We start from the raw sequence: 15,667 nt of genomic DNA on the forward strand, positions 1-15,667 counted from the left end.
TTTTTTACATTTTTTCAATAAAAAAATATTGCTAAAATTATTTTGAAGGAGTAAAATATTTTTGTTGAATATTAGAAAGGATGGTCAGATGAGATTAATTACATTTAACCCTTTTAGAACTATGGGTATTCCTAAGGTTACCTATATTAAACCTGAAAATATGTTTAAAGAAATAGAGAAGATAAAAGAAGCAGACTATATATTATTTCCTGAATACTGGCAAGTAAATACTTTGGTTTATGGACTAAAAAAGAAGATATTTCCAAATATTAACACATATCAGCTAGGACATAATAAAATAGAAACAACTAGGGTATTACAAGCAATATTTCCTGAAAATGTACCATATACACAAATATTAAGTAAGGATAGTGGAAATATAGAAATAATAGAAGAAGAATTTGGATATCCATTGGTTGCTAAGGAAATAAAAAATTCCATGGGAAGAGGAGTATTTCTTATAGAAAATAGAAAAGAACTTAAATCCTATATAGAGAATAATGAATTTTTATATATTCAAGAAAGACTTCCTATAGATAGGGATTTGAGAATAGTCTATGTAGGAGATAAGGTAATAGGTGCTTATTGGAGGATTGCTGGAGAAGGTCAGTTTCACAATAATATTGCAAAGGGTGCATCCTATGATTATGATAATATTCCAAAGGAAGCTATTGATTTAGTAGAGAATATAGCAAGGGAATTAAATATAAATCATGCAGGATTTGATGTAGTAGTAGCTCATAATAAATTATATATTTTAGAATATAATGTGATGTTTGGTAATGAAGGTCTAAGAAATATGGGAATTAATGTAGAAGAATACATTAGTGAATATATAAATAATGACCCGGATTTTACACCAAGCAATCCAACATTTCCAAGAGCCTCTTAATAGAGGCTTTTTTATATGCTTTAAAGAATTAGAGGATAAGTTTTTTTACTTCATAATCAGGAATAAATATGATAGGATAAAAGGTAGATGAGATTGTTAATTTAGATACATAATTAAGTAAGATAAAATTAGGCAATAGGAGAGTGAAAAATGATATATGTAATAAATAACAGCAATGACCCTTTTTTCAATCATGCCGCAGAAGAATATTTAATGAATAATTTTGATGATGAGGTATTTATGTTATGGATAAATAAACCATCCATATTAATAGGCAGAAATCAAAATACGGTGTCAGAAATAAATCTTGATTATGTAAAGAATAATGGAATAGAAGTGGTAAGACGTCTGTCTGGTGGGGGCACCGTATATAATGATTTTGGAAACATGAACTTTACTTTTATAACCAATAGAATTTCATTAGAACCCCAGATAAAAAATGGGTTTGAAAAATTTGCATTGCCTGTAATAAATGCATTGCAGTCCTTAGGTGTTAATGCAATATTTACTGGCAGAAATGATATAACCATAGATGATAAAAAATTTTCTGGTAATGCTCAATATTTTCAGAAAGATAAATTATTACATCATGGCACCCTTTTATTTGATTGTGATATGAGCAAACTATCTTTGGCACTTAAAAGTAAAGCAGTAAAATTTAAAGATAAAGGTGTTAAATCTGTAGGAGCTAGGGTGACTAATATATTTCCTCATTTAAAAAAACCTATGACTTTAGAAGATTTTAAGGAGTATCTGAAGAATTACATAATAGATGATCATAATATAGAGAATATCTATAAATTTAGTGAAGAAGATTTAAAAGAGATAAATAAAATAGCTAAGGAAAGATTTAGTACATGGGAATGGAACTATGGTAAATCTCCAGAGTATAGGTATGAAAATGCAGTAAAATATCCTAGTGGAGTAGTAGAATATAATTTAAATGTAGAAGATGGTATAATAGTAGATATATCTATCTATGGTGATTTCTTTGGAGAAGAGGATATTAAAGAGTTGGAATTGGCTTTAATAGGGGCAAAGCATAGTATGGATGAATTAGAAAATCAATTGAAAAATATTAGTGTGGATAAATATATTAAGGGCTTATCAAATAAGGAATTTATTAAAGGACTATTAGATATGGAGGGATAAAAATGCATTTAAGAAAACCAGAATGGATTAGAGTGAAGATGCAAGGAGGGGATGTGTCAAATAAGGTTGATGCTTTATTATCAGATCTTTCACTAAATACAGTATGCGATGAGGCAAATTGTCCAAATAGAATGGAATGTTTTGCACGGGGTACAGCTACTTTTATGATATTAGGCAGGAACTGTACTAGGAACTGTACTTTTTGTAATGTAACTAGGGAAATGCCAGAAGAAGTAAATCCAAAAGAACCAGAAAATGTGGCTAAGGCTGTGGACAAACTAGGTTTGAAACATGCAGTTATTACATCAGTTACTAGGGATGATTTAGAGGATCAAGGAGCTAACCAATTTGCAAAGGTTGTAGAGGAAATAAGAAAGACTAATCCAAATGTAACTATTGAACTACTTATACCTGATATGCAGGGAAATGAAGAATTAATAGATATTATAATAAACGCAGAACCAAATATATTAAATCACAATGTAGAAACAGTACCAGAATTATATGATGAGGTTAGACCTATGGCAATATTTGAAAGGTCAATAGAATTACTTAATTATGTAAAGAAGAAAAAGCCGGATATGAAAACTAAATCAGGTATTATGCTAGGATTAGGAGAGACTAAAGAACAAGTAATAGATGTATTTAAAAGATTGAGGGAAGTTGATTGTGATATGCTAACATTAGGGCAATATCTGCAACCTACTACTAAGCATATTCCAGTAGTAGAATATATTACACCGCAGCAATTTGATGAATATAAGGAAATTGCATTATCTATGGGATTTAAAAGGGTGGCATCGGCACCACTTGTTAGAAGCTCATATTATGCAGAGGATTTTTAGAGTAGTATATTAGAAGCAAGAGATATCAAAGCATTGATTTCTTTTGCTTCTTTTAATTTTTATAAGCATTTCTATAGTGGCTGATTTATCTATCAATAATATCTATTAGAATAGTATTGTGAATTAATATACAATAATAATTGAGAAATCTAGTAAATCAAGGAGGAGTGGCGATGAATGAAGAGAACTTGTTTCAACAAATAAGTGAGGCTGTAGTTGAGATGGAAGATGAGATAGTAGAAGAGCTTTGCAATAAGTCCTTAGAACTTTCCATACCGGCAGAAAAGACTATTACTAAGGGACTGGTAGCAGGTATGGATAGGGTAGGACAACTTTATGAGGAACAAGAGTATTTTCTGCCAGAAGTACTTACATGCTCAGATACATTAAATATAGGTCTAGATATATTGAAACCACATATAAGAACGGAAGTTAGTGATAATCCTATAAAAGTAGTTATTGGAGTTGTTGAAGGAGATACCCATGATATAGGAAAAAACCTAGTAAAGATAATGACAGAATCTGCTGGAATTGAGGTATATGATTTAGGTAGGGATGTTCCTCTTAAAAACTTTATAACTGTAGCGGAAGAGGTAAAAGCAAATTTCATATGTATGTCAACTTTAATGACTACTACTATGATGGGAATGAAGACAGTAATAGATATGTTAAAGGAATATAATATAAGGGATAAATACAAGGTGATGATAGGCGGTGGCCCCATATCTCAGAGATTTGCCGATGAGATAGGGGCAGATGCATATACTGTAGATGCAAATGAAGCTGTAAAAAGAATTAAGTTATTAGCTGGTAATTAATTAGAGGGGGAATAGAATTGAAAAAAGATCAGATGACTCCTAAGGAAAGAATGGCGGCTTTTTCAAAAGGGAATGAGATAGATCGTATACCATGTATCCCACATATGGGTGTAACTATGGCACCATTTATAAATATACCATTAAAGGAATACTATCATTCGGCAGAAAGAATGGCAGAATTAGAATTGGCACTTTTTAAAAGATTAAGACATGATGGTGTAAGTGTTTCAGCTACTTTAAGAGGGGTGGCTGAGGCAATGGGGTCAAAGATGTACTACCCTGAGAACAATATTTCTTTGATGGAAGCACCAGCTATAAACAAGATAGATGAAATCGAAAATCTAAAGCCTTCTAATCCAGAAAAGGATGGCAAATTACCATTAGTTTTAAGGGCAGCAAAAATTATAAAAGATAGTATAGGACATGAAGTAAATGTCGGGGCAGGATTAGCGGGCCCTTTTAGTACGGCAGCATCTGTAGTAGGGACGGAAAATCTTTTAAAATGGATGCTAAAATATCCAGATAAGATTCATATACTAATGGAGATAGTCACGGAATCAAATAATAGATTTATAGAAAAAGCAGCAGAATTAGGTGTTGGTGTAGGATTATCTGACCCTGTTTCTTCAACTAGCCTAATAAGTGCTAAGCAGTTTAAGGAATTTTCTGCACCATATATTAAGAAAAATGTAGATAAGATGAAATCTTTGACAGGGAGTAGTATTTCAATTCATATTTGTGGTAAAAGTAAGGATATTTGGGAGTCAGTGATGGATACAGGAGTTTCAAGTTTTAGTATAGATAATGTAGAGGATCTTCAAGATGCTAAAGAAATAATGGGACATAGAATTACAATATCGGGAAATGTTCCACCAGTTGATGTAATGCAAAAAGGAACAAGAGAAGATGTGCTTAAAGCTGCTAAAGAATGTATCAGGAAGACCTATGGCATTAAGAAAGGATATGTACTTAGTTCTGGGTGCCAAATCCCAATGAATACCCCTATGGAAAATATCGATGCATTAATGGATGCAGCTAGGCTTTATGGCAGTTATCCAATTGATGAAGAGCTATTATTTAGTGAAGATTAGGAGATAATATATGAATGAAAAAGATAGGATATTAAAAACCCTTAGGGGTGAAAAAGTAGATAGACCTCCAGTGATATGTCCAGGAGGGATGATGAATGCAGCAGTTACAGAAGTTTTAGAAGGGATGAAGGCAAACCATAATACGGATGTAGATGCTATGGTTGCTACTGCCATTAAGATAAGAGAAATCATAGGATTTGAAAACTACGGAGTACCTTTTTGCATGACCTGTGAAGCAGAGCCATTTGGTGTTGTCATTAGTGAAGGTGATAAAAACAATGAACCAAGAATACTGGAGTATAACAAAGCTTCTTTAGAAGATATAATGAATGATTCTTATCCCCATTTATCCATAAATTCTAGAGGTGAAACTGTAATTAAGGCAATAAAAGTCCTAAAAAATGATGAAATTCCTGTAATAGGTAATATAACAGGACCAATAAGTACGGCTACTTCCATAGTTGATCCCCTTAAACTGTTTAAGATGCTGAGAAGGGAACCTAATGAGGCATATAGATTTATTGAATATGTAAATGATTATTTAATAGAATATGCAATAAAGATGGTAGAGGCAGGTGCTGATATCATAGCAATATCTGACCCTACAGCAACTGGTGAAATATTGGGACAGAAAAATTTTGATAAATTTGCAATGCCCATGTATATAAAATTTTTAGAGAAAATGAAAAAGACAAACACACCTGTAATAATTCATATATGTGGTGATGCAAAAACAATCATTGATAGCCTAAATTCTTTAGATGTAGAGGCACTTAGCTTTGATTCCATAGTAAATATGAGATTTGCAAAATCCAAGCTTAGAACAAAGCTCATGGGGAATGTAAGTACATTACTGCTGCAAAATGGTTCTATAGATAAAATTATTTCCATTACAAAGAATGCCATGAATTCTGGTGTAGATATTGTGTCGCCTGCTTGTGGACTTGGGATGTCTACACCTATAGAAAATCTTAGGACTATGACAGATTATGTGAAAGGAAGTATAAAATGCCTATAGTTAAATTTATTAAAGAAGGTATAAATGTCGAAGTAGAGAAAAATAAAACCTTATTAGATGCTATTAGACAGGCAAAATTAGATATAGAAACCCCATGCAATGGTATGGGGTTTTGTGGTAAATGTAAGGTAATAGCTAGAGGACAATTATCACACCCAAGTAATGAAGAAAAAAGCAATATAAATGAAAGTGTAGATGAAAGATTGTCATGTATGGCAATGGTTCTTGGAGACGTAGAAGTAGAGTTAATACGAAATGAAAAGATATTAAAGACAATAAATAAGGGTGTCAGTATTGAAGCACCAGTAGATAGCCCTGTAAAGATTATTAAGCTTCCGAAGATTGATAAAAGTAATTCTGCTCCGTATTCTGATTATTTAGGATATGACTTTAATTCACTAGGATTATATAGAAAGATAAGTAATATAGAAGAAAATAATATTGAAGAAATATGGGGTGTTGTATTTGAGGATAAAATATTGGATATTAGCAGCTATGAAAAAAATATCCTTGGAATAGGAATAGATATTGGAACAACAGGTATTTCCTATTATTTAGTAGAATTATCTAAGGGTGAGATAATGGAAAAATTATCTTCCTTAAACCCTCAAGTGCAATTTGGTGGTGATGTACTTACAAGAATTGCATATTGTATGGAAGAACCATTTGGAGAAATTAAGTTGCAAGAATTAATAGTAAATGAAATAAACAATACAATAAGGAAATTATTAGGTAACACTTACAATATAGATGATATTTATCATATTGTAGTTTCAGCAAATACAACTATGCTACATCTTCTATTGGGAATAAATCCTAAATCGTTGGCTAAAGCACCTTATAGACCCATATTTTTAAGTATAAAGGATATTAAAGCAAAGGATATATCCATTAAAGCTAATGAAGAGGCAATACTTAGTATAATGCCATCTGCTTCCGCCTATGTAGGGGGAGATATAGTAGCTGGAATCATGGCTTCGAATTTTCAGGATAATAGTAAAGCCTTATTTATTGATATCGGTACAAATGGAGAGTTGGCAGCTATAAAGGATGGAAAACTTATATCTACATCTACAGCAGCAGGTCCTGCCCTTGAGGGAATGAATATAGAATGTGGATGTCGTGCACAGAAGGGAGCTATAGAGAAATTCCATATAGATGAGGAATATAATATCCATTATGGAACAATAGGAGATGAAGAAGCTTTAGGAATTTGTGGCAGTGGACTTATAGATATAGCCGGGGCTTTAGTCAAGAAAAATATATTAATGAAATCTGGTAGATGGAATAAAAACCTTCATCCTAAATTAGCTAAAAGATTAGTGGATAAGAAATTCTATATTACAGACAATATATTTATTTCCCAGAAGGATATAAGACAAATCCAATTAGCAAAGGGAGCTATAGCAGCTGGTTTGATTTTGATGTTAGAGGAAATAGGATTAACAATAGAGGAGATACCAAAAGTATATATTGCAGGTGCATTTGGATATCATGTTAACCCTGATAATATAAAGGTCATAGGACTTATACCTAAAGGATTTAGTGGAGAGATATCTTTCCTTGGAAACACCTCATTAGAGGGTTCAAGACTAGTTTTAATAAATAGAGAATGTCTTGAAAATGTATATAGAATTAAAGAAGATATGGAGGTATTGGAGTTATCCCTTAGAAAAAATTTTCAAGATATCTTTGTATCTCAACTAAATTTTTAGGGAAGGTGAAAAAATGGAATTTCAAAATATTTTTAAATGTGTTGCAAATACAGTAGATACAATTCAAGATTCTATTTTAGAAGAATTGAATCTATCTTTTGAAGAAGCAAATAACCATGGCTATAAGATGGCTACACTTTCAAGGAGTATAAAAGAACACAATGGAAAGGCATATTGTAGGTTACCATTTTGCCACACTGTAGAAGCTGAAGCCTTAGGTTCTACAGTAATATTTGATGAAAAAGTAGGTAATAGGATTGGTAAATATGGAATTAGTCAAATAAATGAAATTGAGAATATATCAAAAATAGACTTGAATAAAGGAAGAATTTCAAAGGTTCTAGAAGCCATAAGTATATTAAAAAGAGAGGGAGAAAAGGTAATACTTGATGTAACAGGTCCAATTAGTATAGCAACATCCATCATGGATAGTAAATTATTTTATAGAACCATTAGAAAAGATAAGGATAAGGCTATTAAATTATTGGAAGTAATAGAGGATAGTATAATAGAATTTATTTTAGGGGGTATTGAACAAGGGGCAGATATTATTTCTTTTGCAGACCCTACAGGAACTATAGATATAGTTGGACCAAAGATGTATGAGGAAATAGGGGGAAGGTTCGTATATAATATAATGAAAATGATAGAAAGCAAACTAAATAGCAGTACTATACATTTATGTGGCAAAACATCTACTTCTCTTGCATATATAGGACTTTTAGAAACTGAAGAAATAGAAGTAGAAGGTAAAAATTATTTTGAGATGATAGACAATATTAGGAAGGAAAGAAAAGATATTAAATTTATCGGTCATTGGTGCTTGAAGTTGGATAAAAAAGATAATATATTGATTAACTGTAGACTAAAATAGATTAAAACTATATTAATATTATTTTTATTAAATCCTCATATATAATGGATTGCTATATGCTAATAACTCCTACAGATATGGGATATCTGTAGGTTTTTTTATGTCTAATTTTAGGAATATTAGTTGGGGTAGTTATTGGAGTGCTATTAGGTGTTATGACTATGGGATTTATCATACTGGAAACTATGCTCGCTATAGGAGCAATAGGAATTAGTTTAAGTGGAGAGAAGTTATTATCATAAAAAATATTGCCCCTTGATTTTATTAAGGGGTATTTTTTAATCAATAAAAATGGATATAAGCAGTTTATATTTTCAAGACTAAATCATCTACTTTAACGCCTAAAACTTCTGCTAATAGAACTACTTTGTTAAAAGCGGGATTTTTCTTTGTTCCTCGCTCTAATTCTTCAATATAAGATTTAGAGATATGAGTGAATTTTGCTATATCCAATGTAGTATATCCTTTTCTATTCCTTAGTTCTCTTACCTTTGAACCATTTAGCATAAAAATCCTCCTCTAAAATATTATATTTAATTATACTTAATATAATCTAAAATTATTATGCAATTCTAAAATCATTATATTGTTCTGCAATATTTACTATTATATTTTCTATTTCATACCAATTTGTTACACGAGTAACCTTAGATGGTAATGACCCTCTGTTGTAGTTACAGTCTATAAGCAATACTTCAAATCCAGCCTCAGCCATTTGTATAGCATTTTCATAGCGATCTTCTATAAAGATATCACAATTTAAATCCTTTGCAGTGCCAACTTTATTATGAGAACCTAATAATGTTAATGAATCCATAGGAATTTTATGATGAGAAAGCCACATATAAGTTACAGCCTTCATTCGTTCTTCTCTTGCAGTAACAAAATGGATCCCATGTTCTTTGTACAAATTATCAAGAACTTTTTTTACACCTTTTCTGATTTTGGACTCTAGATGCAATGCTTCACCGTATAAAGTATAAAATAACTCATAGGCTGTTCTATCTACGCCTAAAACTTCATGTATTTCGTATACTGTCACATCTTTAGGGGTGATTTTGGTATTAAAATAATCATTTACTCTAGGGAGCCAGTAATAAGCTTCAGTAATAGTTCCATCAATATCAATACATAAATTTAATTCTTTCATTATTTTCCCTCCTATATTTATATTGTGCTTTGATTATACAATATAAATATAAATTGTCTTTTAATAGTAAGTTAAGTTTAGGTAAAGAATTATAATGCAGAAACAAAAGTCAATAGACATCCCAGAATAAAATGATTAGAATATACATAATGAGATTTTAAAATAAAAGGAATGAAAACTATTATGAAAGATATAAAATTTAAAGAAATCAAGAATCCAAATAAGATAATTAGTTATTGGAAAAATGAAAAGTTTATTGTAATATTGATTATATTTTTTGGTTTGGCATATAATATTGGAATTGTTCTAGGACCTATTTATCAGGGAAAATTAATAGACTCTATTTTGAGAGGAGAAAGTATATCTGATTTAATAGTTTTAGGAATTAAATTTGTTGCTATAATTAGTACAATTCAAATCATGAGATATTTTAAACGTCTTTATATAAGAATGTTTGCCAACAATACCAGTGCTACAATGCGTTTTATGCTTTATAATGATATTATTAATAAAAGTATTATAGATTTGGATAATGAAAACATGGGGAATTTAATGACAAAGGTTATTTCAGATGTGGAATTATGTGTAGAAGGTATGCGTAAGTTCACTACAGAGATATTTGATACAGGTGTAGTTATGGTATCATACTTTATTTCAATGCTTATTTATGACGTAAGGATAACCATTGTAGCATCTGTTTTTATTCCTATTGCTATTATCTTAGCTGAAAAACTTAAAGTTCTTATATATAAGTATTCCACTGCATTTCGTAAAAAAAGTAGTGAGGTCGCTGATTTAACATATAGGAGTATTGAAAATGCTATTCTTTATCGTGTCAATGGAATTGAAAGTCAGAATCAAGAAAGATATAATATAGAGTTAGAAGATTTAAAAGATAAGGCAATTAAGGCTGATATTTTAGAAAATTCTATGCAACCAATTTATAAACTTATTGCTCTGTTAGGAGTTATTCTTGTAATATACTTAGGTGGAAATAAAGTAATAGCTGGTATTTGGACAGTAGGGGTTTTTTCTGCTTATATATCAATTTTTATTTCAATGGCAGCTAAGGCAAGTAAGGCAGCAAAGTTATTTAATTCTGTGCAGAAATCCCAAGTATCATGGAAAAGAATTAGACCCTATTTTTCCCCCTATTATAAGAAGGATATTACCACTAAGATTAAAAAGGGTGAAACAAATCTCATTGTTAGAAACCTTAGTTTTAAATATCCTAACAGTAAAGAGAATATTATTGAGAATATCAATTTTGAAGCTAGAAGAGGAGAAATTATCGGTATAACAGGACCTATAGCCTGTGGGAAAACTACTCTTGGCATATCATTATTGGGACAATATCCTTATATGGGAAGTATAAAGATAGATGGAAAGGAATTAAAAGATTATTCAGAGTATGAACGCAGCCAGATGATTTCTTATTTAGGCCATAGACCCCAACTACTTTCAGATACAATTTATAACAATATTACCCTTGGAGATGCTCAAGACATTAAATATGTTTTAAAAGATGTTTGTTTTGAGAATGATTTAAAAGCTATGCCCAAAAGAGAGTTTACTATGGTGGGGAATAATGGAATTCGCCTAAGTGGAGGGCAACAATCAAGAATAGCTATTGCTAGAACTTTAGTAAGAAAAAATAAAATCATTATTTTAGATGATCCGTTTTCAGCAATTGATATGAAAACTGAAGAAATGATAATTGAAAATTTAAGAAAGAACTATAAAGATAGTATAATCATTTTAATTTCTCATAGATTGAGTATTTTCAATAAAATAAATAAAATTCTGCTAATTAACAGTGATAAGAAAGTGGATTATGGAACACATGAAGAATTGATGAGAGATTCTAGACTGTATAGAACCATATATACTTTACAAAGCAGTGGAGGTGGAAAGGATGAAATCTAATTTAGTAAAAGAAACTTTTAAAAATGTAATTAAAAATAATCTTATAGTATTTCTATTACTTATAATCATTATTATAGGAATAGTTATTATATCCTTACTTCCCCCACAGATTTTAAGAAAGATAATTGATGAAAAATTAGTGCCTAGAGATATTGAAGGGTTGCTGCTATTAAGTATTGCTTATCTTGGTACTTTAATTTTAATTGGAATATTTGATTTTCTAAAGGAAGCTATTTTAACTATTCTAGGTCAAAAATTTACTAAGGAAATTCGTATGGAGATGATGAAAAAACTTGGAAGAATAAACTCAATGTTTTTTTCCTACAATGACTCTGGTTCTATAGTTTCTCGCTTCACTAATGATGTAGATGCTATTAGTTCTTTATTTACATCAGGCATTGTAAGTATGTTAATTGATTTATTTAAAATTATAGGTATTTTAATATCTATTTGGATATTTAGTGTAAGACTTGGGATAATTGTTTTGATTTTATTACCAATTATATATTTTATTATAAGGATATTTCAAAAGAGTATGTTAAAGGCACAAATAGAAAATCGTATATTATTGGGAAAATTAAACAATCATATTTCTGAAAGTTTAAAAAACATACAGATGATTAAATCCTTTAGCAAAGAAAGTTATATGGAGGATAATTATAAAATATATCTATTGGATAACTATAGGACAATGGAAAAGGTTAATTTTTATGATTCCATATTCTCTCCAATTATTATGATTATTCGTGCCATCATAATTGCTATTGTTGCTGTATTATCATCGAAGCAATTGGGATATCTAGGCATATCTGTAGGTATGGTCGCTGCTTCCATTGAATTAATTTCTAATCTTTTAGGACCAATACAGGATTTAGGTATGGAACTTCAAAGTATTCAAGGAGCTATATCAGGTGTATACAGAGTTAATGAGTTTTATAATGAGATAGAGGATGATTATAAAGATAATAGTCTGTCTGCTGAAATTCTTATATCAGATAGAAATGATATAAAACTTTCATTTAATAATCTTAGTTTTTATTATGAAGAAGGAAAGGAAATTCTAGAAGATGTAAATCTTAAAATTCAATCACAGGAAAAGGTGGCTTTTATAGGTAGAACAGGAGTAGGTAAGTCAACTTTATTTAAACTAATATTAGGACTGCTTAAACCATCCAATGGAAATATATCCATAAATGGAGTCGATGTATATAGTATTCCTAATAGTGAAAAGCGAAAAATATTTGGTTATGTAGACCAAAATTTTAATACCATAAACGGTACTGTTGCAGAACAAGTTAGCTTAGGGGATAAGAGTATTACTAAAGAGCAAATTCAAGAAGCTATAGATTTCGTAGGATTAGGTGATTATGTATTATCATTAGAAAATGGATATGATACAAAGATGGATAATAATCTTTTTTCACAGGGGCAAAAACAATTATTGGCTATTGCAAGAGCCATAGTTACTAATCCACCTATATTGCTTCTTGATGAAATAACTGCAAACTTAGATGCTATTACCGAAGAAAATATAATATCTGTATTACAGAAGGCTAGTGATACACGTACTATATTATCCATATCCCATAGACTATTTTCCATGATTTCTTGTGATACTGTAGTTATTTTAGAAAATGGAAAAATTAAAAATTCAGGTTCACCAGAATTACTTTTAAAAAATGATGAATGGTATCGCAACCATATTGAATTAGAAAAGTTAACATGGAGATAATCTCTATTTATTATTAAAGACATAAAAAGATGGAGGAACAAAAGATGAATAATTTAAAACTATATAATAATATATTTTTTCCAAAAACAGAAACATCCATATTAATGGAGCCAATTCATAGTAATATTCATGGTAATGTTCATGGTGGAGAATTGATGAAGATAATGGATACTGTAGCAGGTATAACTGCAACAAAACATTGTAAAGGCATTGTGGTTACTGCTAGAATTGATGAAATTGTATTTCATAAACCAATTCATGTAGGAAATGTTATTACCTGTATTTCTCAATTAGCCTATGTTGGCAACTCTTCTATGGAAATATTAGTTAGAGTTTTAGTTCATGAAATAGAAAACTATTCTGAGCCTGAAACAGCTTTGACTGCATTTTTTACTATGGTTCATTTAGTGGATAACAAACCAGCTAAAGTACCAGAGTTAGCTATAACTACTAAGGAAGAGGAAGAACTTTATAAATTAGGAGAAAAGAAACATAAGGAAATAAAAACAAAACATATTAGTTTATAATATTTTCATTTTAAAAATTATTGTTGCAAAATAATAATATTAATAGTATAATCAATATAATCATTTAACGAATTATCGCAGTAATTAGATAAAGCAAGGAGAGAGTATAAATGAAAATATTAAATATTATAAAATCCAATATACAATTTCATCATCATAGGAATGGGGTTTGCTGTTTGAACTGATTATAGTTCATAGGTGCAATCCCTAATTGTGTTGTTATAATTTTGGGGATTGTACCTATGATGGAAGATAAAAGTAGGAGCCATATAGGTATATCTATATGGCTCCTACTTTTTTTATATAAATATTTTTATCATTAGAAAGGCAGGGGAGAAAATGGAATATTTAAAAATGGAAGATGAAATTAAATATTGTAGTAAAAGATATGAATTGCAAAGAAATATTGAAGATAAGTTTTTAGAGGAAGGATATTTTTATATTGAGCTATCTGCTTTTGAAGATTTAAATAAATTTACATCTCTTTATAAAAAAGCAAAAAAGGATTCCTTGGTAAAATTATTGAGGGAAGGTTCTGAAGTATTGATACTTAGACCAGATAATACGACTAGCATTATAAAAAATTTTATTCCTAGATGGCAAGAAGATATAAGCCTTAAATTATTTTACAATTCAACAGTATTTAGAAATAATCCAAACTCAAATATTAGTGAGATAAGACAGTTAGGGGTGGAATATTTAGGGGGGAATATTTTAGCCGTTGATAAAGAAGTAATAGGTATGACATTAGATGTTTTAAATAGATTTAATAATGATTTTATTTTAGAGTTATCAAATACTAAATATATTTCTGGACTTTTGGAGGAAATAGATATACAAGATTCTCAAAAACAAAAATTAAAGGATTTTATATATTATAAAAATAAGTACGAGCTTTTAGAGTATATAAAAAAATTAAATATACCAAAGGATATCTGTCATTGTTTATTCAATATATTAGATTTTCAAGGAGAAATTCTGGAGGTTATAGATATGGCTGAAAATTATTATACAAATAATATCATGGATGAAGCTTTGGCAGAACTAAGGATATTAGGGGATTTTATTGAAAAAGAAAATTATTCAAAATATGTTCATTTTGATTTATCTATGATTATGGAATTAGATTATTATGATGGTGTGATTTTTAAAGGCTATTATCCTAATTCATTTGAGGAGATTATATGTGGAGGGAGGTATGATTCTTTTACAGAAGAGTTTGGACAAAGAGTTCCCGCAGTAGGATTTTCTTTAAATTTAGATGAACTAACAAAGGTATATTTAGAAAAGGATGGTGAATAAAATGAATTGTTTAAATATAGCTATTTCAAAAGGTAGGGTTGGAAAGGAAGCATGTGATTTATTTAAGAAAGTAGGGCTTGGGAATTCAATAGATTTAGATTCTAGAAAGCTGATTTTTAAAGATGAAGAAAATAAGATTAATTATATATATGTTAAATCTTCAGATGTATTAACTTATGTAGAAAATGGAGTTGCAGATCTTGGTATAGTTGGAAAAGATATTATATTAGAAAATGAAGGGGATATATATGAGCTTTTAGACTTAGGATTAGGAAAATGTAAATTTGCCATAGCAGGATTAAAAGAACAAAAAAATTATGAAGATGAATTATTAAAGGTTGCCACAAAGTATCCAAGAATTGCTAAAAGATACTTTCATGAAAAAAATCAAAAAATTGATTTAATCAAATTAAATGGCTCTGTAGAATTAGCACCTTTAGTGGGACTTTCAGATGTAATAGTGGATTTAGTTCAAACTGGAAATACATTGAAGGCTAATAATCTTGAAATCATAGAAGAAATGTTTGATATAAGTACTAAACTTATATGTAATAGAATAAGTTACAGATTTAAATATACTAGGGTTGTTAACTTGATGAAACTATTAAAGGCGGTGGAAAATTAG

General features: G+C 29.9%; 15 protein-coding genes. 13 read left to right on the plus strand and 2 right to left on the minus strand.

All coding sequences use genetic code 11. From position 1 onward, the window contains the following. Positions 1-61 precede the first annotated feature (61 nt). The 8 genes from BUB33_RS02965 to BUB33_RS03000 all read left to right on the plus strand — a co-directional run bounded on the left by BUB33_RS02965 (position 62) and on the right by BUB33_RS03000 (position 8,405). A complete protein-coding gene (locus BUB33_RS02965) occupies positions 62-892 on the plus strand; it encodes an ATP-grasp domain-containing protein (RefSeq protein ID WP_200778104.1) in 831 nt (276 codons plus the stop codon). Between the two features lie 150 nt (positions 893-1,042). After that, on the plus strand, positions 1,043-2,044 hold the full coding sequence (locus BUB33_RS02970) for a lipoate--protein ligase (protein WP_072973011.1): 1,002 nt from the start codon (positions 1,043-1,045) through the stop codon (positions 2,042-2,044). Between the two features lie 2 nt (positions 2,045-2,046). Next, entirely contained in the window at positions 2,047-2,889 is an 843-nt protein-coding gene (gene lipA / locus BUB33_RS02975) for a lipoyl synthase (protein ID WP_072973012.1), read from the plus strand. Between the two features lie 173 nt (positions 2,890-3,062). After that, the gene (locus tag BUB33_RS02980) at positions 3,063-3,707 is read left to right on the plus strand and encodes a corrinoid protein (protein ID WP_072973013.1); all 645 of its coding nucleotides are present in this window, start codon (positions 3,063-3,065) and stop codon (positions 3,705-3,707) included. Positions 3,708-3,724: 17 nt separating this feature from the next. Beyond that, positions 3,725-4,798, plus strand: a complete 1,074-nt coding sequence (locus BUB33_RS02985; protein WP_072973029.1) for a uroporphyrinogen decarboxylase family protein — start codon at positions 3,725-3,727, stop codon at positions 4,796-4,798. A gap of 10 nt (positions 4,799-4,808) precedes the next feature. Further along, positions 4,809-5,816, plus strand: a complete 1,008-nt coding sequence (locus tag BUB33_RS02990; RefSeq protein ID WP_072973030.1) for a uroporphyrinogen decarboxylase family protein — start codon at positions 4,809-4,811, stop codon at positions 5,814-5,816. After that, complete coding sequence (locus tag BUB33_RS02995; protein ID WP_072973031.1) at positions 5,807-7,531, plus strand: ASKHA domain-containing protein; 1,725 nt, start codon at positions 5,807-5,809, stop codon at positions 7,529-7,531. Before BUB33_RS02990 ends, BUB33_RS02995 begins: the two co-directional genes overlap by 10 nt. Before the next feature lie 13 nt (positions 7,532-7,544). Then, positions 7,545-8,405: a uroporphyrinogen decarboxylase family protein gene (locus BUB33_RS03000; protein WP_072973032.1), complete on the plus strand. Its 861-nt coding sequence runs from the start codon at positions 7,545-7,547 to the stop codon at positions 8,403-8,405. Between the two features lie 306 nt (positions 8,406-8,711). Here the strand turns inward: BUB33_RS03000 and BUB33_RS03005 are convergent, their stop codons facing one another. Beyond that, a complete protein-coding gene (locus BUB33_RS03005; RefSeq protein WP_072973034.1) occupies positions 8,712-8,912 on the minus strand; it encodes a helix-turn-helix domain-containing protein in 201 nt (66 codons plus the stop codon). Between the two features lie 55 nt (positions 8,913-8,967). Then, entirely contained in the window at positions 8,968-9,555 is a 588-nt protein-coding gene (locus BUB33_RS03010; RefSeq protein ID WP_072973035.1) for a 5' nucleotidase, NT5C type, read from the minus strand. 183 nt (positions 9,556-9,738) lie between these two features. Between BUB33_RS03010 and BUB33_RS03015 the strand changes: the two genes are divergently transcribed. The 5 genes from BUB33_RS03015 (at position 9,739) to hisG (ending at position 15,667) form a co-directional block, all read left to right on the plus strand. Next, on the plus strand, positions 9,739-11,481 hold the full coding sequence (locus tag BUB33_RS03015) for an ABC transporter ATP-binding protein (protein WP_084725101.1): 1,743 nt from the start codon (positions 9,739-9,741) through the stop codon (positions 11,479-11,481). After that, positions 11,471-13,213, plus strand: a complete 1,743-nt coding sequence (locus BUB33_RS03020; RefSeq protein WP_072973037.1) for an ABC transporter ATP-binding protein — start codon at positions 11,471-11,473, stop codon at positions 13,211-13,213. The genes BUB33_RS03015 and BUB33_RS03020 overlap by 11 nt, the downstream gene beginning before the upstream one ends. A gap of 44 nt (positions 13,214-13,257) precedes the next feature. Next, positions 13,258-13,740: an acyl-CoA thioesterase gene (locus BUB33_RS03025; RefSeq protein WP_072973039.1), complete on the plus strand. Its 483-nt coding sequence runs from the start codon at positions 13,258-13,260 to the stop codon at positions 13,738-13,740. 339 nt (positions 13,741-14,079) lie between these two features. Next, the gene (locus tag BUB33_RS03030; RefSeq protein ID WP_072973041.1) at positions 14,080-15,042 is read left to right on the plus strand and encodes an ATP phosphoribosyltransferase regulatory subunit; all 963 of its coding nucleotides are present in this window, start codon (positions 14,080-14,082) and stop codon (positions 15,040-15,042) included. Position 15,043: 1 nt separating this feature from the next. Next, entirely contained in the window at positions 15,044-15,667 is a 624-nt protein-coding gene (gene hisG / locus BUB33_RS03035) for an ATP phosphoribosyltransferase (RefSeq protein WP_072973043.1), read from the plus strand.

Source organism: Tissierella praeacuta DSM 18095 (genome assembly GCF_900128955.1).
Lineage (GTDB): Bacteria > Bacillota > Clostridia > Tissierellales > Tissierellaceae > Tissierella > Tissierella praeacuta.